This window comes from Jejuibacter sp. L23 (genome assembly GCF_050815825.1).
GTDB classification, from domain to species: Bacteria; Pseudomonadota; Gammaproteobacteria; order Enterobacterales; family Enterobacteriaceae; genus Jejubacter; species Jejubacter calystegiae.
Map to the genome: position 1 here is coordinate 4,151,641 of NZ_CP138199.1, position 22,667 is coordinate 4,174,307.

A 22,667-nucleotide genomic window follows, 5' to 3' on the forward strand; every position below is an offset into this window, starting at 1 on the left:
GCGCTACTTTGCCAACAGCACCGAAACCCCCGCTTCGTTTAACGCCCGCTCTACCCCTTCCGGCAGTCTGTCATCGGTAATCAGCAGTTCAAAGTCGCTCATTGTAAGAGCAAGCCAGGTCGCCACCCGCCCATATTTAGTGGAGTCGCATACCAGCACCCGCTGGCGACTGGCGGCAGCAACGGCCCGCTTCACCGTCACTTTGTCTTCCGCTGGCGTGGTGATGCCCCGCAGGCTCCATGAAGATGCCGAAATAAAAGCCTGATCGATAGTCAGATGGCGCAGCATCGTCGCCGCAGCCTCCCCCACGCAGGAACGGTTTTCACGGCATACGGCGCCACCGGTGTGAATAATTGTGCAATCGCTGTTATCCAGCAGATAGTCGGCAATCACGAAGTCATTGGTGACCACCGTCAGATCCTGATGATGGTGTAACTGCCGGGCTATCGCCAGGGTAGTGGTTCCCGCATCCAGATAGATGCAGCTTCCCGGCTTAATCCGCTGGGCGGCCAACTGACCGATGGCCGCTTTCTGCGCTTCGGCCAGCAGGGTTTTAGAGTGATGGGACGGCTCCTGGGCCAGACGCATCGGGGACTCAACCCCGCCGGAGACCAGCACAACGCTGCCCTGCTGTTCCAGCTTTTGCAGATCCCGGCGGATGGTCATATGAGACACCTTTATCCTCCCGGTAAGCTCAGCAATACTCACGATGCCCTTTTCAGACACCATATCCAGAATAATTTGTCGGCGCTCTGCGGGTATCACCGTTCTCTCCTTTCTTTTTCCTGAACCGATTCTACGCTATTTGCCAGGGCTCCGCTCACTGCCAGACCGGGTGGAATTCACAAAAAATAACAGTATATGTGATTTTTTGTGAATCAGCGCACCCTAAAAATTTATCATTACGATTAAATTCACACCAGGGAACAAATAGTCACTAAATTTAACATTGGAGGAGTCCTGATGAGGAGTCCAACATTTAACCTCGGTGTGGTCGGACTGGGCGCTATGGGGATGGGCGCGGCCCTTTCCTGTCTGCGTGCCGGATTAACCACCTGGGGAGCGGACCTGAATCCCACTGCGCGTCAGACGCTGAGCGATGCGGGGGCGCAAGGCGTTGCCAGCAGCGCCCGGGAATTCGCCCCGGGTCTGGATGCTCTGCTTATCCTGGTGGTCAATGCAGACCAGGTCAGACAGGTGCTGTTTGGCCCTGACGGCGTGGCCGAATGCCTGAAGCCGGGCATGGCGGTGATGGTCAGCTCGACAATCTCCGCCGATGACGCGCGGGAGATCGCCACCCGGCTGGCCCGGCTCGGCCTGGAGATGCTGGATGCCCCGGTTTCCGGCGGCGCAAAGAAGGCGGCGGCGGGCGGAATGACGGTGATGGCATCCGGCAGCGCCCGGGCCTTCGAGGCGCTGGCTCCGGTGCTGGACGCGGTTGCCGAGCGGGTCTACCGCATCGGCAGCGAACCCGGCGCGGGCTCCACCGTTAAGATTATCCACCAGTTGCTGGCGGGCGTGCACATCGCCGCCGGCGCAGAAGCCATGGCGCTGGCCGCCCGGGCTGGCATTCCCCTGGATGTCATGTACGACGTGGTCACCCACGCGGCCGGAAACTCCTGGATGTTTGAAGATCGGATGCGCCACGTGGTGGATGGCGATTACACGCCCCACTCCGCCGTCGACATCTTCGTCAAAGACCTGGGGCTGGTGGCTGATACCGCCCGGGGGCTGCGTTTTCCCCTGCCGCTGGCCACCACCGCCCTCAACATGTTTACCAGCGCCAGCAATGCCGGATTCGGCAAAGAGGACGACAGCGCGGTCATCAAGATTTTTTCCGGCATCACCCTTCCTGATGCCCCCCATAAGGAGCAGCCATGATACGACTGGGCGTCATCGCCGACGATTTTACCGGCGCGACCGATATCGCCAGCTTTCTGGTGGAAAACGGCGTCGAAACGGTGCAGTTCAACGGGGTCCCCACGGGCCCGGCGCCGGAATGTCAGGCCATCGTCATCAGCCTGAAAACCCGCGCCTGCCCGCCGGAAACGGCCGTTTCTACCTCGCTGAGCGCGCTGGGCTGGCTAAAAAATCAGGGTTGCACGCAGATTTACTTTAAGTACTGCTCCACCTTCGACAGCACCGTCCGGGGCAATATCGGCCCGGTAACAGATGCCTTAATGGATGCTCTGGAAATCCCATTTACCGTCTTTTCCCCGGCGCTGCCGGTCAACGGACGCACGGTCTACCAGGGCTATCTGTTTGTCCAGGGGCAGCTTTTGTCTGAATCCGGGATGCGCCATCATCCGGTTAACCCGATGACCGACAGCTATCTGCCCAGGCTGGTGGAGGCCCAGTCCCGCGGGCGCTGCGCGGTTATCCCGGCATCGGTTATCGAACGCGGCGCCGTGGCGCTGCGCGAAGCGCTAACGCGCAGCCGCGAGCAAGGCTATCGCTATGCCGTACTCGATGCGCTGGACGATCGCCATCTGGCGATTCAGGGTGAAGCGCTATGCGACTGGCCATTGATTACCGGCGGCTCCGGCCTGGCAGCGGGGCTGGCGCGCCACCGGGCGACCACCAGTACCGGTGATGCCCGCCAGCTCGGTTATCCGCTGGCAGGCCCCGGTGCGGTACTATCAGGCTCCTGCTCTTCAATGACCCAACGTCAGGTGGAGCATTATCAGAAACGCGCCCCGACCATCCATCTGGATATCGCCCGCTGCCTGGATGAAGGTGACCGCACGGCGTACGCCCACGAGCTGGTGGCCTGGTTTATGGATCAGCACAGCCAGCTGGCGCCGCTGATTGCCGCGACCACAGCGCCCGAAGCGCTGGCCGATATCCAGCGACAGTTCGGCGCAGAACGGGCAAGCCTGGCCGTTGAAGCGCTGTTCGCCACCCTCAGCGCAATGCTAGCCGACCAGGGCGTGACTCGTTTTATCGTGGCGGGCGGTGAAACCTCCGGCGTGGTAACCCAGAGTCTGGGCATTACCGGTTTTCATATCGGCCCCCCCATCTCTCCCGGCGTTCCCTGGGTCAACGCCCTCGATAAACCCGTTTCGCTGGCGCTCAAATCCGGCAATTTCGGCGACGAAGCCTTCTTTAGCCGCGCACAGGAGGCGTTTCCGGTATGACGCAAGAGATGCTATTACGCGAAGAGATGGTGCAGATAGCCACATCGTTTTTCCAGCGTGGTTATGCCACCGGATCGGCGGGAAACCTTTCTTTACGACTTCCAGACGGCAACCTGCTGGCGACGCCGACCGGATCCTGCCTGGGGCGCCTCGATCCCGCCCGACTGTCGAAGGTCACGCCACAGGGCCAGTGGATCAGCGGCGATAAGCCTTCCAAAGAGGTGCGTTTTCATCTGGCGCTGTATCACAACAGCCCCGACTGCAAAGCCGTGGTTCACCTGCACAGCACCTGGGCTACGGCCCTCTCCTGTCTGGAGGGACTGGATACCGGTAATGCCATCCGCCCCTTTACGCCCTATGTGGTGATGCAGTTAGGGGCCATTCCGGTGGTGCCCTATTACCGCCCCGGCGATGAGCGTATTGCGACCAGCCTTGCCGCGCTGGCGGCAGAACACCGGGCTTTCCTGCTGGCGAATCACGGCCCGGTGGTGGGCGGCGGCTCGCTGCAGGAGGCCGCCAATAACGCCGAAGAGCTGGAAGAGACGGCGAAGCTGATATTTATCCTGCGCGGTAGTCCGGTTCGCTATCTGACCGAAGCGGAAATTGCAGAACTCAACCAAAGGAGATAATCCATGCCGCGTTTTGCCGCCAATCTGTCGATGATGTTTTGCGAGCTTCCCTTTATGGCGCGCTTCGCCGCGGCCGCTCAGGCCGGGTTCCGGGCGGTGGAGTTCCTGTTTCCTTACGACTACTCCGCCGCCGAAATCCGCGAACAGCTGGAGGCGAACGGGCTGACCCTGGCGCTGTTTAATACCCGCCCGGGCGACAGCCAGCGCGGTGAGTGGGGGCGTAGCGCATTACCCGGCAGGGAGAACGATGCCCGGGAAGATATCGATATCGCGCTGGAGTATGCCATCGCGCTGGACTGCGAGCAGGTCCATATTATGGCGGGCGTCGTGCCCCCGGGGGCCGATAGCGAAGCTTATCGCGCCACCTTTATCCATAATCTGCGCTACGCCGCCGACCGTTTCGCCAGTCACCAGAAACGGATTCTGGTGGAAGCGCTCAGCCCAGGCATTAAGCCGGGATATCTGTTCGCCAGCCAGTACCAGGCACTGGCGCTGGTCGACGAAGTCTCCCGTCCCAACCTGTTTATTCAACTGGATACCTTCCACGCCCAGCAGGTGGACGGCAATCTGAGCCATCTGCTGCGCGAATACGCCGGGCGCTATGCCCACGTACAAATCGCCTCGGTTCCGGGACGACACGAACCGGATGAGGGCGAAATCAATTACCCCTGGCTGTTTCGACTGCTCGACGAAGTGGGGTATCGCGGTTGGGTGGGCTGCGAATATCAGCCGCGCGCCGCAACCCTGGCGGGTCTGGCGTGGCTTAACGCGCTGACTCAATAACACCTTCTGTCCCTGAATAATAATGAAAGAGGAACACCGGATGCAGATAATCATTACCGGTGGAGGGGGCTTTATCGGCCAGAAGCTGGCCAGCGCCCTGCTCCAGTCATCCCAGCCATTCGACGAACTGCTGCTGGTGGATATCAACCTGCCGCAGCGCCCCGTCGACTCCCCACGCCTGCGCTGTCTCGAAGCCGATCTCACCTACCCGGGAGCGGTTGAATCCCTTATCGGCCCGGATACCGGCGTGGTTTATCACCTGGCCGCCATTGTCAGCAGCCACGCAGAGCAGGATTTCTCTCTCGGCTGGCAGGTTAATCTGGACCTGACCCGGCGCCTGCTGGAAGCCTGTCGCGCAAGCCACCCGGGAATACGCTTTGTCTTTTCCAGCTCGCTGGCGGTGTATGGAGGCCCCCTGCCCGAATGCGTGGATGACGCGACGGCCCTCACGCCCGTCTCCTCCTACGGCGCGCAGAAAGCGGCCTGCGAACTACTGGTAAACGACTACAGCCGGAAAGGCTATGTTGACGGCCTGGCGCTGCGCCTTCCCACCATCTGTGTCCGGCCCGGGAAGCCCAATCGCGCGGCCTCTTCATTCGTTAGCGCCATTATCCGGGAGCCGCTTCAGGGGGAAAATACTCTCTGCCCGGTCTCTCCCGATCTGCGTCTGTGGGTAGCCAGCCCGTCAACGGTGGTCGCCAATCTGCTGTACGCCGCCACGCTGGAATCCCCGGAACTGAAGCGCAGTATTAATCTGCCCGGCCTTAGCGTCACGGTTCAGGAGATGCTGGATACCCTGGAACGTACCGGCGGCGAGCAAGCTCTGGCCCGCGTCCGCCATCAGCGGGATCCGCAGATTGAAGCCATAGTCGCCTCCTGGCCGGGACGTATCGATAACCGGCCCGCTCTGGCGTTAGGGTTTGTCGCCGACGCGCACTTCGACGCCATCACGCAACGTTTCTGTACCGACGATATTCAGGAGGCCGTATGAACGCCCTGCCTGCTCCCATCATCGGGCTGATTGTCGCGGTCTTCGTGCTGGTGTGGCTGGTACTTCGCACCCGGGTACACGCGCTTATCGCTATGCTCTGCGCGGCCTGCATCGCCGGTTTGATCGGCGGAATGGGGATCGATAAAACGCTGTCGACTATCACCAGCGGCTTCGGCACTACGCTTGGCAGCATCGGTATCGTCATCGGCCTTGGGGTGATGATGGGCCGATTACTGGAAGTTTCCGGCGCTGCGGAACGTATCGCATGGAGCTTTATCCGCTGGCTGGGGAAACGCCGTGAAGAGTGGGCGCTGGCCCTGACCGGCTATATTGTCAGCATTCCTATCTTCGTCGATTCGGCCTTCGTGATTCTTTATCCGGTGGCCAAGGCGCTGGCGAAAAGCGGTAAACGATCGCTGCTGACCATGGGAATCGCGCTGGCGGGCGGTCTGGTGGTGACGCACCATACCGTACCGCCAACCCCTGGTCCGCTGGGCGTTGCCGGTATTTTTAACGTGGATATTGGCGCCATGCTGCTAACCGGGATGGCGCTGGCCATACCCTGCGTTATCGGGATTGTGTTTTATGCCCAGTGGCTGGATAAGAAATACCCCCATTTTATTCCCGCCACGCCGGGCAGCGAAGAGCTTAAGCAAACGCTGGAGCAGTATCACAAAGAAAAAGAACAGAAAAACCTGCCGGGCCTGACGCTGTCGCTGCTGCCGATCCTGGTGCCCGTGGCGCTGATCTTCCTGAAAGCTATCTGCTCAACCCTGGCGACCTTCGACAGCATGAGCGGGATCGACGATCACCCGGTAGTTAAGGGGATCGCGTTTATCGGCAACCCCATTGTCGCACTTTCAATCAGCGTGCTGCTGACGGTCTATACCCTGGTCCCCCGAATGGACAAACACACCACGGCGGAACGCCTTGAAGAGGGGATTCAGAGCGCGGGCATTATTCTGCTGGTGACTGGCGCTGGCGGGGCGCTAGGCGCGGTGCTACGCGATAGCGGCGCAGGGCATCAGCTGGCGCAGCAGGTCGCCCAGTTGCCGGTATCGCCGATCCTGATCCCCTTTATTATCGCGACCCTGGTGCGCGTGATTCAGGGATCCGGCACCGTGGCGATGATCACCGCGGCTTCGATATCCGCGCCGATCCTGGCGCAGTTACCCGGCATTAATATGCTGCTCGCCGCCCAGGCGGCCACCATGGGGTCGCTGTTCTTCGGTTATTTCAATGACAGCCTGTACTGGGTAGTGAATCGCATGATTGGGATTTCCGATGTGAAGCAACAGATGGTGGCCTGGTCGGTGCCGACCACTATCGCCTGGGCCATTGGCGGTATCGGCGTGACGCTGCTTAACCTGCTGTTTGGCAGCGGCGGCAGTTGGCTCGATCCCCTGGTGCCGCTGGTGGTGCTGGCGGCCATTATTCTCTGGGCGCGTTATCAGCCGTTAAAGCAAAACGTAACCGGTGCGGTGAAGGTTAAGTAGATAATATTGCAGCAAGAAAAATGCCCGCCAGTGAGAAAGCTGGCGGGCATTTTTATGCGGAATAAAGCACTTATTCGCGGAACAGGGCCTCGATGTTCAGCCCCTGGGTCTGAAGGATCTCACGCAACCGGCGCAGCCCTTCGACCTGAATCTGACGCACGCGTTCGCGGGTCAGACCGATTTCACGCCCCACGTCTTCCAGGGTGGCCGCCTCGTAGCCCAACAGGCCAAAGCGACGGGCCAGCACCTCACGCTGCTTGGCGTTCAGTTCAAACAGCCACTTAACGATGCTCTGTTTCATGTCATCGTCCTGGGTGGTGTCTTCCGGACCGTTGTCTTTCTCATCGGCCAGGATATCCAGCAGCGCTTTTTCCGAATCACCGCCGAGCGGCGTATCCACCGAGGTGATACGCTCATTCAGGCGCAGCATTCGGCTGACGTCATCCACCGGTTTATCCAGCTGCTCGGCGATCTCCTCTGCGCTTGGCTCATGGTCAAGTTTATGGGAGAGTTCGCGCGCGGTGCGCAGATAGACATTCAACTCTTTCACGATGTGAATCGGCAGACGGATCGTTCGGGTCTGATTCATAATCGCCCGTTCGATAGTCTGGCGAATCCACCAGGTGGCATAGGTTGAAAAGCGGAAGCCGCGTTCGGGGTCAAACTTCTCCACAGCGCGGATTAACCCCAGATTTCCCTCTTCAATCAGATCCAGCAGCGCCAGACCACGATTGCTGTAACGGCGGGCAATCTTCACCACCAGACGCAGGTTACTTTCGATCATGCGTCGGCGGGAGGCAACGTCACCGCGCAGGGCACGGCGAGCGAAGTAAACTTCTTCTTCGGCTGTTAACAGCGGGGAGAAACCTATCTCCCCGAGATAGAGCTGCGTTGCATCAAGGACACGCTGTGTAGCACCCTGTGATAACAGCTCTTCTTCTGCCAGGTCGTTATCACTGGGTTCCTCTTCACTCAAGGCTTTCTCATTGAAAGCCTCTACTCCGTTCTCATCAAATTCCGCATCTTCATTTAAATCATGAACCTTCAGCGTATTCTGACTCATAAGGTGGCTCCTACCCGTGATCCCTGGGCAAAGCACCTGGCACAAGCGTACTTTGCCGGTCTTATCGCTGCGGTAAATAACGCAGCGGGTTTACGGATTTCCCCTTGTAACGAATCTCAAAATGCAAACGTGTCGAGCTGGTTCCGGTGCTACCCATGGTAGCAATTTTTTGCCCCGCCTTAACTTCCTGTTGTTCCCGGACCAGCATAGTATCGTTATGGGCGTAGGCACTCAGGTAGTCATCATTATGCTTGATGATAATCAGATTGCCGTAACCACGAAGAGCGTTTCCGGCATAGACCACACGCCCGTTGGCGGTAGCGATGACGGACTGACCCTTCGAACCTGCGATATCGATCCCTTTATTGCCCCCTTCGGCGGCAGAGAAGTTCTCGATAATCTTGCCCTCAGTCGGCCAGCGCCATGATGAGATCGGCGAACTGGTAGACGTACTGCTGGCAGTCGGTTCGGCCGTGCTGTTCGTTGGTGCCGTAACTGGCGCCGCTACAGAACCTGTCGCGGGCGCGTTATTCGGCAACATCTTGTTAGCACTCTGTTCACCTGAATCTTCAGAATACGTAATTGTCGGTTTCGACGCAACTGCCGCGTTTGAATTTTGTGCAGATGCGGTTGCCACCCCCTGAGCCTTAGCATCGGCCTCGGTCACCGCGTTACCGCCGGTAATCGATGCGCCGGAGGCGTTGCCCACCTGCAGGGTCTGACCCACGTTCAGGGCATAAGGCGCCTGAATATTGTTGCGCTGAGCCAGATCGCGGAAGTCATTCCCGGTCACCCAGGCGATATAGAACAGGGTGTCGCCATGTTTTACGGTGTAGGTGCTGCCGGAATAGCTGCCTTTAGGGATATCCCCATAGCTACGGTTATAGACGATGCGGCCATTTTCCATCTGCACCGGCTGGGACTGCGGCTGAGCCTGCTGCTGTACCGGCTGAGCCTGCTGCTGCACCGGCTGAGCCTGCTGCTGTACCGGCTGGGCCTGCTGCTGCACCGGCTGAGTCTGCTGCTGTACCGGCTGAGTCTGCTGCTGTACCGGCTGGGCCTGCTGAGGCTGGCTCTGGATCGGCGGCGGCTGAGAAATCACCATACCGCCGCTGCCGCTGGAGCCTGCGTCGTTGCCCCCTACCGAACTGATCGGCGCCTGGGTTGAGTTATTGGAACAGCCTGCCAGCCACAGGCTGACCAGCGATAATGTCGCAATCCGACGTAATTTGAAGTTAGGGCTTCCCGCGCTCATAGCTCCCCCAGGAGTGAATTCTGATTAATGCCAGCCAGACACTGCGACTTATCTATCGGCGTCGGCGATGATGGTACGCATTGCACCACCATACCCCGACCACGACAGAGTTAAACCGGAAATTTCCGGGACTTAAGCCAGCTCCCCCCGCACAAGGGGAACAAAGCGCACGGCTTCAACAGTGTCGATGATATATTCGCCTGCCCGGCAACGAACCCGCTTCAAATACTGCTGCTCGTCGCCTACCGGCAGGACCAGAATGCCGCCCTCATCGAGCTGCGCCATCAGCGCAGTCGGTATTTCAGGCGGCGCCGCCGTCACGATGATGGCGTCAAACGGGGCGCGTGCCTTCCACCCCTGCCAGCCGTCGCCGTGACGGGTCGAAACATTGTGTAAATCCAGCTGCTTAAGGCGGCGACGTGCCTGCCACTGCAGCCCTTTAATCCGCTCCACCGAGCAGACGTGATGCACCAGATGCGCCAGAATAGCGGTCTGGTAGCCAGAGCCGGTGCCGATCTCCAGCACCCGCGAGTTCGGCGTCAGCTCCAGCAGTTCGGTCATACGCGCCACCATATAAGGCTGCGAAATCGTCTGCCCGGAACCGATGGGCAGCGCCACATTGTCCCAGGCCTTGTGCTCAAAGGCCTCGTCGACGAATTTTTCGCGCGGCACCAGGGCAATGGCGTCCAGTACCTTTTCGTCCCTGATGCCCTGTGTTCTCAGTTGTTCAACCAGCGTCTGAACGCGTCCAGTTACCATTGCGTCTCAACCCCTGCCCGGGAAACCCAGGCGCTGACCACCTCCTGCGCGCTATAGGCGGTAAGATCCACCTGCAGCGGCGTAATGGCGACGTACCCCTGCTTCACTGCGGCAAAGTCGGTATCGGGGCCGATATCGCAAGCCTCGCCGGGGGGACCAATCCAGTACAGAGTATTGCCGCGGGGATCCTGTTGAGGGATCACCGAATTTGCCGGATGGCGGCTACCGCAACGGGTGACGCGCACGCCACGAATCTCGCTTAGCGGCAGATCGGGGACGTTGATATTGAGAACCCGGCCGGTGCGCAGCGGTTCGCGGGTCAGCCCACGTAGAATCGCGCAGGTTACCGCCGCCGCCGTTTCATAGTGCTGGTGGCCGTCCAGCGAGACCGCCAGGGCGGGGAAACCGAGGTGACGCCCCTCTGTCGCTGCCGCGACTGTACCGGAATAGATAACGTCATCCCCCAGATTCGGACCGGCGTTAATGCCGGAAACCACGACGTCCGGTGCGGGACGCATCAGCGCATTCACGCCCAGGAAAACGCAGTCTGCAGGGGTGCCCGTCTGTACTGAGATATCGCCATTGGGATGAGTAAAGGTGCGTAGCGGCGATTCCAGCGTCAGCGAATTGGAAGCGCCGCTGCGATTTCTGTCAGGAGCAACAACCTGGACCTCCGCGAATTCACGCAGCGCCTTAGCCAGCACCTGAATACCCGGCGCATGGATCCCGTCATCGTTACTCAGCAATATTCGCATAGTCACCCGTGTTGATTAGTTCCCTGACCACGCTGGTTGCAAAGCTGCCCGCCGGCAGCCAGAAGTTCAGTTCCAGCGTGACATCATCCCACCAGTTCCACGACAGATCCCGGGGGTACAGCAGCATGGCCCTGCGCGCCGCATCCACTTTTTCGCGCACCATAAGCCCCTGTAAATCCATTTCATCCGCCAGAACCTGCTGTTCGAAGGCCAGTGCGGCATTGCGGCTGCCCCACTCGCCGCGCCCCGGTAGCGCGGCGGTAATCATCAATTCGCCGTCATCCACCCGCCGTTGCAGCTCAGGGCGCTCTTCTTCGGTCGCCACAAACCAGCTGCCGCGACCGGCCAATTGTAACGCATCGCCATCAATGACTTGATTAAATTCTGGTTTTTTCAGGCGCTCGCTGACAATCTGATTAAACATCGCACTGCGCGCCGCGGAAAGCCAGAAGCTACGCTTATTGCGATCGCGCACCGGCGCATTACTCTGGGCCCAGCGTCTGGCCTGGTGCAGATTATTGCCGCTGTGGCCAAAGCGCTGAGCGCCGAAATAGTTTGGCACCCCCTGGCGCAGAACGGCATTCAGGCGCTGTTCAACTTCAGCGCGCCCGGTCACTTCCCGCAATACCAGAGTAAAAGCGTTGCCTTTCAGGGCGCCGGTACGCAGTTTGCGGCGATGGCGCGCATATTCCAGTACCTGGCAGCCTTCTGGCTGAAAGCCGCTGAGATCGGGCATCAATGTACCCGGCAGACGCACGCAGAACCACTGTTCCGCCACCGCGTGCCGGTCCTTCTGCCCGGCAAAGCTCACCTCGCGGGCCGGTACTTTCAAAAACTTCGCCAGCATATCGGCAACAAAGCGAGTATTGCACTCTTTTTTCAGAATGCGCACCAGCAGGTGTTCTCCGTCGCCGTCTGGCGCGAATCCCAGATCTTCCGTCACCACAAAGTCTTCCGGGCTGGCCTTTAGCTGCCCGGTCGCCTGCGGCTGTCCGTGCAGCCAGGTGAGATTATTCCAGTCCATCATGCCTCTGACTTAATCAGTAACGCCACCGCCTCGGCGGCAATCCCCTCTCCGCGACCGGTAAAGCCCAGCTTTTCGGTGGTGGTGGCCTTCACGTTAACGTCATCCATATGGCAGCCCAGATCTTCAGCAATGAATACGCGCATCTGCGGAATATGCGGCGCCATTTTTGGGGCCTGAGCAATAATAGTAACGTCAACGTTGGCGAGCCGGTAGCCTTTCGCCTGGATCCTCTGCCAGGCCTCGCGCAGCAGGGCGCGGCTGTCGGCCCCCTTGAAGGCCGGGTCGGTATCCGGAAACAGTTTACCGATATCACCCAGCGCCGCGGCGCCCAGTAGCGCATCGGTCAGCGCATGCAGCGCCACATCGCCATCGGAGTGCGCCAGCAGCCCTTTTTCCCAGGGAATGCGTACGCCGCCGATAACGATCGGCCCTTCGCCGCCAAACGCGTGAACGTCAAAACCGTGTCCGATACGCATCAGTGATTCTCCGTTGTCTGTAACAGGGTAAGATAAAATGCCGCCAGCGCCAGGTCTTCCGGGCGCGTCACCTTAATATTATCGGCACGGGCGCTGACCAGTTCGGGGTGAAAGCCGCAGTATTCCAGCGCGGAAGCTTCATCGGTTATGGTCGCCCCTTCGTCCAGCGCCCGCTCCAGGCACTGTTTCAGGAGCGCTAACGGAAAGAGTTGCGGCGTTAATGCGTGCCAGAGATCGTCGCGCTCGACGGTATGGGCGATGGCCTGTTTTCCCGGCTCGCCGCGCTTCATGGTATCGCGCACTGGCGCCGCCAGAATGCCGCCCACCCGGCTCTGTTCAGTCAGCGCCAGAAGGCGTGCTAAATCGTCGGGATGAAGACAGGGGCGCGCCGCATCATGCACCAGCGCCCATTCGGCGCCGGAGGCGGCTTTGAGTCCGGCCAGCACCGAGTCGGCGCGCTGGGCGCCGCCCTCAACCTGCCTGACCTGCGGATGCGTTGCCAGCGGTAGCCCGGCAAACCAGCGATCCTCAGGACTGACGACGATAATCACCTCGCGAACCCTGGGATGTGCCAGCAGCGCGGCAACCGCGTGCTCAAGAATTGTTTTGTCACCAATGGTGAGATACTGCTTGGGGCATGTCGACTGCATACGACTGCCGATGCCGGCGGCCGGCACCACGCCGATAATATCCCCGGAGGAACCTGCCATCTGTGCGAAACCCAAATCCAGTGATTTAATTATTTATTGATTATTTTGTTGCTGTCCCGCTTTCCAGTTACGCTTCGACGAGTCCGGCACCAGGCGGTAGAAGGTTTCGCCCGGACGGGTCATGCTCAGTTCGTTACGCGCGCGCTCTTCAATGGCTTCAAGGCCGCCGTTCAGATCGTCGATTTCAGCAAACAGCTGATCGTTACGCGCCTTTAGCTTCGCATTGGTTCCCTGCTGCACGGCAACATCGTCTTTTACTCGCGTATAGTCGTGGACGCCGTTTTTGCCAAACCATAGTGAATACTGTAACCAGGCCAGCAAAACCAGCAATAGCAGCGTTAGTTTTCCCATTCCGCCCCCAGATAAAACGGCTTCATCATCCCACAACTTACCTTTGGGCTCCAGCGGGCCCGTATGACGTTAGACTTACGTGCGCAAGAATGTACCACAGAACACGCCATGATGCGCCCCCGGGGGGCTGCGGCAACGATCTGTTACGCTTTGATGCCACCCTTAATGGGTCAGCCACAGGAACAGCGCGCCGAACATCATCGCCACCACGAGCAGGGTTGCGATAATGCTCACCAGCAGGCGTCTGCCCACCAGCGAATGAAGGGCGATTCCCACCACCACAGCCACTGGCATCAGCGCCAGGAAAAAAGGCCAGGTATAGAGAAAAAAGAAAGGGGTATTGGAGCCGAACAGCAGGAACGGCAGCCCCAGCGCCAGCAGCCATGAACAGAAGCCAATAATCCCCCCTGGCAGTGACCAGGCGGTCTGTTGCTCTTCCATTTCCGGTAATCCGGATTCCCGGGAAATGATGTAAGGGGGGGTATCACGCATAGAGGATCCTGTCGGCTGGCGACCGGGCAAAACGCTTGCCCGGCGCTGTCTTCAGGATCTGATGATATCCTGCCGACGCAGCAGATCTAACATCTGATCGGTCAAATTTGTTACCAATTGTTGACCATCAAGGTGCAGTTCCGGCGCTTGCGGGGCCTCGTAGGCCGAGTCGATACCGGTAAAGTTATGCAGCTCGCCTGCCCGCGCCTTGCGGTATAGCCCTTTGGGATCCCGCGCTTCGCACACCGCCAGCGGGGTATCGACGAAGATCTCCAGAAAGCGCCCCTCGCCTGCCAGTTCACGCACCATCTGACGCTCTGCACGATGGGGAGAGATAAAGGCGCTGAGCACCACCAGACCGGCATCCACCATCAGTCGGGCCACCTCGCCCACCCGCCGGATATTCTCCCGGCGGTCGTCATCGCTGAAACCGAGATCGCGGCACAGGCCATGGCGCACATTGTCGCCATCGAGCAGGTAAGTGGCCACGCCCTGAGCGTGGAGCGCCTGCTCCAGCGCCCCGGCAACGGTGGACTTACCGGAGCCGGAAAGCCCGGTAAACCACAGCACCGCACCGCGATGGCCTCGCAGCTGCTCGCGCTGCTCGCGGGTCACCGGGTGCGTATGCCAGACCACGTTCTCATCATGCTGCGCCATTAGCCCTCTCCCAGCAGATCCCGTGCATTCCAGTGCGGGAAATGGCGGCGCACCAGCGCATTCAGTTCCAGCTCAAACTCGCTGTAGCGGGAAGGCGCCCGGCTTTCCTGGGCCAGCGGCGTATCCACCAGCCCGGCGCCCACGGTCACGTTGCTCAGTCGGTCGACAAGGATCATACCGCCCGTAACCGGGTTGTCCTGGTAGGCGTCCAGCACCAGCGGTTCGTCGAAGGTCAGGGTCACCTGGCCGATACCATTCAATGGCAGGCTGTCGACGCTGTAAGTATCGAGGGTATGGATATCCACCTGATGGTTGATGGCATCCACCCGGGCGCGACTCTTCTTGCCAGCCACTTTCACGTCATAACTCTGACCCAGCGCCAGCGGTTCGCCAGTCATCCAGACCACATTAACCTTCGCGCTCTGCACTGCCGGAAGTTCGGCCTCCGCCGCTACCAGCAGATCGCCGCGGCTGATATCGATCTCATCCGCCAGCACCAGGGTAATAGCTTCGCCAGCGACCGCGTCATCCAGATCGCCATCGAAGGTTACGATGCGCGCCACGCTGGACTCCACGCCGGAGGGCAATACTTTAACCCGATCGCCTACTTTCACCCGACCAGAGGCCAGGGTACCGGCATAGCCGCGGAAGTCCAGATTCGGGCGGTTCACGTACTGCACCGGGAAACGCAGCGGCTGATGGTCCACCACCCGCTGGATCTCCACGGTTTCCAGCATCTCCAGCAGCGTCGGGCCGCTGTACCAGGGCATATGAGTACTCTGGCTGGCGACGTTATCCCCTTCCAGCGCCGAAAGCGGCACAAAGCGGATATCCAGCTCGCCGGGGAGCTGTTCGGCAAAGGTCAGGTAGTCCTGCTTAATCTGCTCGAAGCGCTCCTGACTGTACTCCACCAGATCCATCTTGTTAACCGCCACCACCAGGTGGCGAATCCCCAGCAGGGTCGAGATAAAGCTGTGGCGACGGGTCTGGTCCAGAACCCCTTTACGGCCGTCGATCAGCAGAATCGCCAGATCGCAGGTCGAAGCGCCGGTGGCCATATTGCGGGTGTACTGCTCATGGCCCGGCGTGTCGGCGATAATAAACTTGCGCTTCTCGGTAGAGAAATAGCGGTAGGCGACATCGATGGTGATCCCCTGCTCGCGTTCGGCCTGCAGGCCATCCACCAGAAGCGCCAGATCCAGTTTTTCGCCCTGGGTACCGTGACGCTTGCTGTCGTTATGCAGCGTAGAGAGCTGATCTTCGTAAATCTGGCGGGTATCGTGCAGCAGACGGCCGATCAGGGTACTTTTCCCGTCGTCCACGCTGCCGCAGGTCAGAAAGCGCAGCAGACTTTTATGCTGCTGCGCCTGTAAATAAGCTTCCACGCCGCCCTGATCGGCGATCTGTTGTGCAATTGCGGTGTTCATCCGGCGGCTCCTCAGAAATAACCCTGGCGTTTTTTCAGCTCCATCGAGCCCGCCTGGTCGCGATCTATCACGCGCCCCTGTCGTTCGCTGGTGGTCGACACCAGCATCTCTTCGATGATTTCCGGCAGCGTCCGGGCTTCGGATTCGACGGCGCCGGTCAGCGGCCAGCAGCCCAGGGTACGAAAGCGCACCATACGCTGTTTAATCATCTCGCCCGGCTGCAGGTCGATACGATCGTCGTCGATCATCATCAGCATCCCATCGCGCTCCAGAACCGGACGCTCGGCGGCCAGATACAGCGGAACAATCTCGATGTTTTCCAGATAGATGTACTGCCAGATATCCAGTTCGGTCCAGTTGCTGAGCGGGAATACGCGAATGCTTTCGCCCTTGTTCACCTGGCCGTTGTAGTTGTGCCACAGCTCCGGGCGCTGGTTCTTGGGATCCCAGCGGTGAAAGCGGTCGCGAAACGAGTAGATGCGCTCTTTGGCACGGGATTTTTCTTCATCGCGACGCGCGCCGCCGAACGCGGCATCGAAGCCGTATTTGTTCAGCGCCTGCTTTAGCCCTTCGGTCTTCATAATATCGGTGTGCTTGGCGCTGCCGTGCACGAAGGGGTTGATCCCCATCGCCACCCCTTCCGGGTTTTTATGCACCAGCAGTTCGCAGCCATACTCTTTGGCGGTGCGATCGCGGAATGCGTACATTTCGCGAAACTTCCAGCCGGTATCGACGTGCAGTAGCGGAAAGGGCAGCGTACCGGGGGAAAATGCCTTACGGGCCAGATGCAGCATCACGGAGGAGTCTTTACCGATAGAGTAAAGCATGACCGGGTTAGAGAATTCCGCGGCCACCTCGCGAATGATGTGGATGCTTTCCGCCTCCAGCTGTCGCAGATGAGTGAGTCGTGTATTGTCCATAGCCTTCCCTTAAACCGGATACGCGGCACTGCCGCCGTTATTCCGGCAAATTGTTAAAGCGAATGAACGGACTATACGACCCGTGATGATTTGTTATGAAATTCCCAATTGGAATGAGGTGTTCCGTAAAAGAATAACGCGCTGGCAAAGCTTAGCCACAAAATGAATTAACCCACCGTTTTTCCACTATTTAAGAGCAATAGAAATTGCAGTACAAAACGCAGGGTTTCATACTGTGCTGGCATAATTTTTTGCTGTAAAGGATTAAGGAACTCTCATGCTTTCCGCACTGCGTCGCTCGGTTCTCTGCCTGATGCTGAGCGTCGGTTGCGCCCTTCCCGCTGCGGCCACCCCGGCCCCATACGGCGAAACCGCCAATATTCAGGCCCGCCAGATAGCCACTCATTTTCCCGGCCGGATGATCGGCACCCCGGCAGAGATGCTGTCGGCAGACTTTCTGCGCCAGCAGTTTAGTCGCTGGGGCTACCACAGCGATATTCGCCAGTTCCACAGCCGCTACATCTACACCAGCGCCGCCGGTCAGAAGAGCTGGCAGAACGTGACCGGCAGCACCGTTATCGCCGCGCATCAGGGAAAGGCGCCCCAGCAGATTATTATCATGGCGCACCTGGATACCTATACGCCGAAAAACGACAGCGAGCGCGACGGTAATCTGGGGGGGCTGACCCTTCAGGGTATGGACGATAATGCCCTTGGGCTGGGCGTGATGCTGGAGCTGGCCGAACGCCTGCAAAACCTTCCCACCCGCTACGGCATCCGCTTTATCGCCACCAGCGGCCGTGATGAAGGCCAGCCGGGCATCAGGGATGTGTTAAAGCGCATGAGCCCGGATCAGCAGCAAAATATCCTGTTGGTCATTAACCTGGATAATCTGGTGGCAGGCGACCGACTGTGGTTTAACAGCGGCCAAAACACCCCCGGCAGCGTACGCAAGCTGACCCGCGATCGCGCCCTGACCCTGGCCCACCGCAGGGGAATTCCCGCCAGCGCCGGACTCCAGAGCAGCGATACGCCGAACGACGTCACGCCTTTCGATCAGGCCGGTATCCCGGTACTGAATATCAGCGCCCGCCATACCGCCACCGCCGACGCCCTGAAATGGCACAGCGTTAAGCGCGACAATCCGCAATACCTGGACAAACACCTGCCCGGCCGCATCGAAAAACGCGGCCGCCAGGTGGTCAGCGTGCTTTACCCGCTGGTGAAGGAGCTGGCGAAGGGGAAGGCTTAGAGGCTGGCTACGTAACCTGCCTTCAGGGGCATTCCACGGTTTATCCCCGCTGGCGCGGGGAACATTCTTATAACTGCCAGGAATTATCACCCCTCATGCAACCCGCACTCGCGCTTAAGGCCAAAGAAGCGGGTTTCTTCTTCCGCCATACCCGGCTCCCATTTGCGGGTGGTATGGGTGTCCCCTACCGACAGATAGCCTTCGTCCCACAGCGGGTGGTATTTCAGGTCGTGCTGCTTCAGATACTGGTACACCGTGCGGTTATCCCAGTCGATTATCGGCAGAATTTTAAATACCCCGCGCTGGATGCCCAACACCGGCAGAGCCGCGCGGCTGTCGGACTGCTCGCGGCGCAGGCCGGCGAACCAGCTTTGCGCCCCCAGGCTTTCCAGCGCCCGGTTCATCGGCTCTACTTTGTTGATCTGGTTATAGCGCTCGATACCTTCCACGCCCTGTTCCCACAACTTACCGTAGCGCGCTTCCTGCCAGGCGGGGCTTTCGCTGGCCCGAAACACCTTCAGATTCAGTTTTAACTTTTCGGTCAGTTCATCGATAAAGCGATAGGTTTCCGGGAACAGATAGCCGGTATCGGTCAGGATCACCGGGATATCGGGCCGCTGCCGGGTCACCAGATGCAGACAAACCGCCGCCTGAATCCCAAAACTCGACGACAGAACAAATTCGCCGGGCAGGTTTTCCAGAGCCCAGGCCACGCGCTCCTGAGCGCTCAGCGCTTCCAGTTGGGCATTGGTGTCGGCCAGCGCCTGGCCGCGTTGGTCTTTCGGTAATGCGTTTAGCGCAGTGAGATCAAGTACGGACATAGTTTCCCCTTTCCCCTGCCCCCTTTCCCCTCACCCCAGCCCTCTCCCAGAGGGAGAGGGGCAGGTAAGAGAGAGGGCCAGAGGTTATCGTTTATTCCCAGAAATCGCGCGCCGGATCGAGGACCGGCCGCACAATTCCGGTACGCACGGTGAAGTCGCCGAAACCTTCGCCCGCTTCACGCTCTTTGGCCCAGCGCCCTATCAGTTCATCAAGGGATCTCAGGATCTCCGGCTCGGTGATGTTTTCCCGGAACATCCGCGGAATACGGGTGCCGATACGGTTACCGCCAAGATGCAGGTTATAGCGCCCGGGTGCCTTACCCACCAGCCCCACTTCCGCCAGCATGGCGCGGCCGCAGCCGTTGGGGCAGCCGGTTACGCGCAGAACGATATTCTCATCCTCCACGCCGTGAGCCGCCATTAGCCCTTCCACCTTATCAACAAAGCTGGGCAGGAAACGCTCGGCTTCCGCCATCGCCAGCGGGCAGGTCGGGAAAGAGACGCAGGCCATCGAGTTTTCCCGCAGGCTGGATGTCGCCGCCATCAGGCCATGTTCCCGGGCCAGCGCTTCGATCGAAGCTTTATCGCTTTCCGGCACCCCGGCGATGATCAGGTTCTGATTGGCGGTCAGGCGCAGATCGCCTTTGTGGATTTCGGCTATCTTACGCAGGCCGGTTTTCAGCGGGCGCCCCGGGTAGTCCAGGATACGACCGTTTTCGATAAACAGCGTCAGGTGCCACTTATCGTCGATACCCTTCACCCAACCGATGCGATCGCCGCGACCGGTGAATTCATAGGGGCGGATCGGTTCGAAGGTAATGCCTGCCCGGCGCTCCACTTCGGCCTTAAAGGTATCCACCCCAACACGCTCAAGGGTGTATTTGGTCTTGGCGTTTTTACGGTCGGTACGGTTACCCCAGTCGCGCTGGGTGGTGACCACCGCTTCCGCCACCGCCAGGGTGTGCTCCAGCGGAATATAGCCGAACTCGCTGGCGGTACGGGCATAGGTTTTCTTGTTGCCGTGCTCAATGGAAAGACCGCCGCCCACCAGCAGGTTAAAGCCCACCAGTTTGCCGTTTTCGGCAATGGCCACAAAGTTCATATCGTTGGCGTGCAGATCCACATCGTTCTGCGGCGGCACCACCACCGTGGTTTTAAACTTACGCGGCAGATAGGTCGGCCCGAGGATCGGCTCTTCATCGGTGGTGGCCACTTTTTCCTGATCCCACCAGATTTCCGCATAGGCCCGGGTGCGCGGCAGCAGGTGTTCAGAGAGTTTTTTGGCCCACTCGTAAGCCTCGGCATGCAGCTGCGACTCAATCGGGTTAGAGGTGCACAGCACGTTACGGTTCATGTCGTTGGCCGTCGCCAGCGCATCCAGCCCCACTTCGTGCAACATCTGGTGCACCGGCTTCACGTTCTTCTTCAGAATGCCGTGAAACTGGAAGGTCTGGCGATTGGTCAGACGGATGCTGCCATACAGCGTTTTTTCGCCAGCGAATTTGTCGATAGCCAGCCACTGCTTCGTGGTCATAATGCCGCCCGGCAGGCGGCAGCGCAGCAGCATGGCGTGGCGCGGCTCCAGTTTCTGTTCGGCGCGTTCGGCACGGATGTCGCGATCGTCCTGCTGATACATGCCGTGAAAGCGGATTAGCAGAAAGTTGTCGCCCTTAAATCCGCCGGTCAGGCCGTCGTTTAAATCTTCGGCAATGGTGCCGCGCAGGAAGTTACTCTCAAGCTTCATGCGCTCGGCATCGGCCAGTTTACCTTCGACCACCAGGGGCCCGGGATGTTTTTCGCTCATTAGTAAACGTCTCGCTGATAACGGCGCTCTACGCGCAGCTCACTTAAATATTCATCTGCCGCTTCCAGATCCATACTCCCCTGTTCGGCAATCACTTCCAGAAGCGCCTGCTCAACGTCTTTCGCCATGCGATTGGCGTCGCCGCAGACGTAAATATGGGCGCCGTCGTTAATCCAGCGCCACAGCTCTGCGCTCTGTTCGCGCAGTTTATCCTGTACGTAAATCTTCTCTTTCTGGTCGCGGGACCAGGCGAGATCAATGCGGGTCAGCAGTCCTTCTTTAACATAGCGCTGCCACTCCACCTGATAGAGGAAATCCTCGGTAAAATGCGGGTTGCCGAACAGCAGCCAGTTTTTACCGGATGCCCCCTGAGCATCGCGCTCCTGCATAAAGGCGCGGAACGGCGCGATACCGGTGCCGGGGCCAATCATAATGACCGGCGTTTCCGGATTAGCAGGCAGGCGGAAGTTGTCGTTGTGTTCGATAAACACCCGCACTTCGCCGTCTTCTTCCACCCGGTCGGCCAGGAAGCCGGATGCGCCGCCGCTACGGGCACGCCCTTCCACGTCGTAGCGCACCACGCCAACGGTGATATGCACTTCGTTTTCCACCTCGGCCTGGGACGAAGCAATGGAGTACAGGCGCGGCGTCAGCGGGCGCAGTAACCCGATAAGCTGCTGAGCCTCCAGTTGGGCCGGAGCAAAGCGCACCATATCAACAATCGGCGTGGTGGCCGCGTAGTGGTGCAGCTTATCGCGATCGCCCACCATCTCCAGCAGCGCGTCGTTCCGGGTCAGGGTGGCGTAGTTTTCCACAATGCCGCCGGTATTCACCGTCAGCTCAAAGTGCCACTGCAGCGCTTCGCTGAGCGGCAGGGATTTACCGTTGACTTCTACGATCTCATCGCCCTTCAGCCACAGCAGTTCCACCAGTTCCTGCACCAGCGCCGGACAGTTCTGATACCAGACGCCCAGTGCGTCTCCTGGCTGATAGCGCAGGCCGGAGTCGCCCAGATCAATTTCCAGATGGCGCACGTCTTTATCAGAGCCGCGCCCCGTAATCTTTTGATTCACCGCAAGCGATGCCGCGAACGGCGCCTCTTTGGTCCATGGCGTGGTGACAATTTCATTCACCGCACCGGCAACGGCGGTGGGAGCCGGGGCCCCCTGAGGCGCTTTCTCCTTCAGGACCTCGGTAATACGCTGGCACCAGCTTTCCGCCGCGGCCTGGAATTCCACATCGGCATCCACGCGATCCAGCAGCCGTTCCGCACCCAGCTCCGCCAGGCGGGTGTCGAAATCCTTACCCGACTGGCAGAAGAATTCATAGGAGGTGTCGCCCAGGCCAAATACGGCAAAGGCGGTATCAGTCAGTTTCGGCGCCTTCTTCGAAAACAGATATTTATGCAATGCGACTGCCTCTTCCGGCGGCTCCCCTTCCCCCTGGGTGGAGGCAACCAGCACCAGCAGTTTTTCCTGAGCGATCTGCTTGAATTTATAGTCGCCTGCGTTGACCAGATTGACGTTCAGCTTCGCCGCCAGCAGGGAGTCACGCAGCTGTTCGGCCACCCGCCGCGCGTTACCGGTCTGGGAGGCGGAAATCAGCGTAATCGCCGCCGCTTCCGGCGCAGGGACTGCCCCGGCAGCCACGCCAGGCTGTTGGTTTACCATCCCCCAGAAGTAGCCGGAAAGCCATGCCAGCTGGGTGGGGGTGAAGTCCGTGGTCGCCGCCTGGAGGCGCGCCAGCTGTTCCGGTGTCACCGGAAGCAGCGAAGTGGGAGGGGCCTGAGTCGTCATGCGTCGTTATGTTCCAGTATGCTAAAAGCGTTCACCCGCCCCGTAACGTCAGGGAGCGCTGACGTT

The 22,667-nt window shown here is 59.5% G+C and carries 23 protein-coding genes; 7 read left to right on the forward strand and 16 right to left on the reverse strand.

Annotated features, from left to right (window positions below; all coding sequences use genetic code 11):
- Positions 1-3 precede the first annotated feature (3 nt).
- Positions 4-765, reverse strand: coding sequence for a DNA-binding transcriptional repressor YgbI (ygbI, locus tag SCU88_RS19950; protein ID WP_175340940.1), 762 nt, complete (start codon positions 763-765; stop codon positions 4-6).
- Positions 766-963: 198 nt separating this feature from the next.
- Here ygbI and ltnD point away from each other — a divergent pair, with 198 nt between their 5' ends.
- Genes ltnD through SCU88_RS19980 form a run of 6 tightly spaced genes read left to right on the forward strand, consistent with a single transcriptional unit; the run spans position 964 to position 7,036 of the window.
- Complete coding sequence (gene ltnD, locus SCU88_RS19955; RefSeq protein WP_175340941.1) at positions 964-1,881, forward strand: L-threonate dehydrogenase; 918 nt, start codon at positions 964-966, stop codon at positions 1,879-1,881.
- A complete protein-coding gene (gene otnK / locus SCU88_RS19960) occupies positions 1,878-3,137 on the forward strand; it encodes a 3-oxo-tetronate kinase (RefSeq protein WP_175340942.1) in 1,260 nt (419 codons plus the stop codon). Before ltnD ends, otnK begins: the two co-directional genes overlap by 4 nt.
- Positions 3,134-3,766, forward strand: coding sequence for an aldolase (locus tag SCU88_RS19965; protein ID WP_175340943.1), 633 nt, complete (start codon positions 3,134-3,136; stop codon positions 3,764-3,766). The genes otnK and SCU88_RS19965 overlap by 4 nt, the downstream gene beginning before the upstream one ends.
- 3 nt (positions 3,767-3,769) lie before the next feature.
- The gene (locus tag SCU88_RS19970; protein WP_175340944.1) at positions 3,770-4,549 is read left to right on the forward strand and encodes an HPr family phosphocarrier protein; all 780 of its coding nucleotides are present in this window, start codon (positions 3,770-3,772) and stop codon (positions 4,547-4,549) included.
- A gap of 40 nt (positions 4,550-4,589) precedes the next feature.
- Entirely contained in the window at positions 4,590-5,540 is a 951-nt protein-coding gene (gene denD, locus SCU88_RS19975) for a D-erythronate dehydrogenase (protein WP_175340945.1), read from the forward strand.
- The gene (locus tag SCU88_RS19980; protein ID WP_175340946.1) at positions 5,537-7,036 is read left to right on the forward strand and encodes a gluconate:H+ symporter; all 1,500 of its coding nucleotides are present in this window, start codon (positions 5,537-5,539) and stop codon (positions 7,034-7,036) included. The genes denD and SCU88_RS19980 overlap by 4 nt, the downstream gene beginning before the upstream one ends.
- Before the next feature lie 70 nt (positions 7,037-7,106).
- Here the strand turns inward: SCU88_RS19980 and rpoS are convergent, their stop codons facing one another.
- From rpoS to cysD, 12 genes are all read right to left on the reverse strand, one after another.
- Positions 7,107-8,099 (reverse strand): RNA polymerase sigma factor RpoS, encoded by a 993-nt coding sequence (rpoS, locus tag SCU88_RS19985; protein WP_175340947.1) that lies wholly within the window; start codon positions 8,097-8,099, stop codon positions 7,107-7,109.
- 61 nt (positions 8,100-8,160) lie between these two features.
- Positions 8,161-9,354, reverse strand: a complete 1,194-nt coding sequence (gene nlpD, locus SCU88_RS19990; RefSeq protein ID WP_175340948.1) for a murein hydrolase activator NlpD — start codon at positions 9,352-9,354, stop codon at positions 8,161-8,163.
- 132 nt (positions 9,355-9,486) lie between these two features.
- Complete coding sequence (locus SCU88_RS19995; RefSeq protein WP_138093024.1) at positions 9,487-10,113, reverse strand: protein-L-isoaspartate(D-aspartate) O-methyltransferase; 627 nt, start codon at positions 10,111-10,113, stop codon at positions 9,487-9,489.
- Positions 10,107-10,868, reverse strand: coding sequence for a 5'/3'-nucleotidase SurE (surE, locus tag SCU88_RS20000; protein ID WP_175340949.1), 762 nt, complete (start codon positions 10,866-10,868; stop codon positions 10,107-10,109). The genes SCU88_RS19995 and surE overlap by 7 nt, the downstream gene beginning before the upstream one ends.
- Positions 10,849-11,895, reverse strand: a complete 1,047-nt coding sequence (truD, locus tag SCU88_RS20005) for a tRNA pseudouridine(13) synthase TruD (protein WP_138093030.1) — start codon at positions 11,893-11,895, stop codon at positions 10,849-10,851. The genes surE and truD overlap by 20 nt, the downstream gene beginning before the upstream one ends.
- Entirely contained in the window at positions 11,892-12,371 is a 480-nt protein-coding gene (gene ispF / locus SCU88_RS20010; protein WP_138093033.1) for a 2-C-methyl-D-erythritol 2,4-cyclodiphosphate synthase, read from the reverse strand. Before ispF ends, truD begins: the two co-directional genes overlap by 4 nt.
- Positions 12,371-13,081 (reverse strand): 2-C-methyl-D-erythritol 4-phosphate cytidylyltransferase, encoded by a 711-nt coding sequence (gene ispD / locus SCU88_RS20015; RefSeq protein WP_138093036.1) that lies wholly within the window; start codon positions 13,079-13,081, stop codon positions 12,371-12,373. Before ispD ends, ispF begins: the two co-directional genes overlap by 1 nt.
- A gap of 33 nt (positions 13,082-13,114) precedes the next feature.
- Entirely contained in the window at positions 13,115-13,432 is a 318-nt protein-coding gene (gene ftsB, locus SCU88_RS20020) for a cell division protein FtsB (protein WP_138093040.1), read from the reverse strand.
- Between the two features lie 162 nt (positions 13,433-13,594).
- Complete coding sequence (locus tag SCU88_RS20025) at positions 13,595-13,924, reverse strand: DUF3561 family protein (RefSeq protein WP_138093042.1); 330 nt, start codon at positions 13,922-13,924, stop codon at positions 13,595-13,597.
- Between the two features lie 51 nt (positions 13,925-13,975).
- Complete coding sequence (gene cysC, locus SCU88_RS20030) at positions 13,976-14,581, reverse strand: adenylyl-sulfate kinase (protein ID WP_175340950.1); 606 nt, start codon at positions 14,579-14,581, stop codon at positions 13,976-13,978.
- The gene (gene cysN, locus SCU88_RS20035) at positions 14,581-16,008 is read right to left on the reverse strand and encodes a sulfate adenylyltransferase subunit CysN (protein WP_138093047.1); all 1,428 of its coding nucleotides are present in this window, start codon (positions 16,006-16,008) and stop codon (positions 14,581-14,583) included. The genes cysC and cysN overlap by 1 nt, the downstream gene beginning before the upstream one ends.
- Before the next feature lie 11 nt (positions 16,009-16,019).
- Positions 16,020-16,928 (reverse strand): sulfate adenylyltransferase subunit CysD, encoded by a 909-nt coding sequence (gene cysD / locus SCU88_RS20040; protein WP_138093050.1) that lies wholly within the window; start codon positions 16,926-16,928, stop codon positions 16,020-16,022.
- 277 nt (positions 16,929-17,205) lie between these two features.
- Between cysD and SCU88_RS20045 the strand changes: the two genes are divergently transcribed.
- On the forward strand, positions 17,206-18,180 hold the full coding sequence (locus SCU88_RS20045) for an aminopeptidase (protein WP_175340951.1): 975 nt from the start codon (positions 17,206-17,208) through the stop codon (positions 18,178-18,180).
- A gap of 86 nt (positions 18,181-18,266) precedes the next feature.
- Here the strand turns inward: SCU88_RS20045 and cysH are convergent, their stop codons facing one another.
- The 3 genes from cysH to cysJ form a co-directional block, all read right to left on the reverse strand.
- Positions 18,267-19,001 carry a phosphoadenosine phosphosulfate reductase gene (cysH, locus tag SCU88_RS20050; protein ID WP_138093081.1) on the reverse strand — a complete coding sequence of 245 codons (735 nt, stop codon included), beginning with the start codon at positions 18,999-19,001 and terminating at the stop codon, positions 18,267-18,269.
- 91 nt (positions 19,002-19,092) lie between these two features.
- Entirely contained in the window at positions 19,093-20,805 is a 1,713-nt protein-coding gene (cysI, locus tag SCU88_RS20055) for an assimilatory sulfite reductase (NADPH) hemoprotein subunit (RefSeq protein WP_175340952.1), read from the reverse strand.
- Positions 20,805-22,601 carry an NADPH-dependent assimilatory sulfite reductase flavoprotein subunit gene (cysJ, locus tag SCU88_RS20060; protein ID WP_138093087.1) on the reverse strand — a complete coding sequence of 599 codons (1,797 nt, stop codon included), beginning with the start codon at positions 22,599-22,601 and terminating at the stop codon, positions 20,805-20,807. The genes cysI and cysJ overlap by 1 nt, the downstream gene beginning before the upstream one ends.
- Positions 22,602-22,667 lie beyond the last annotated feature (66 nt).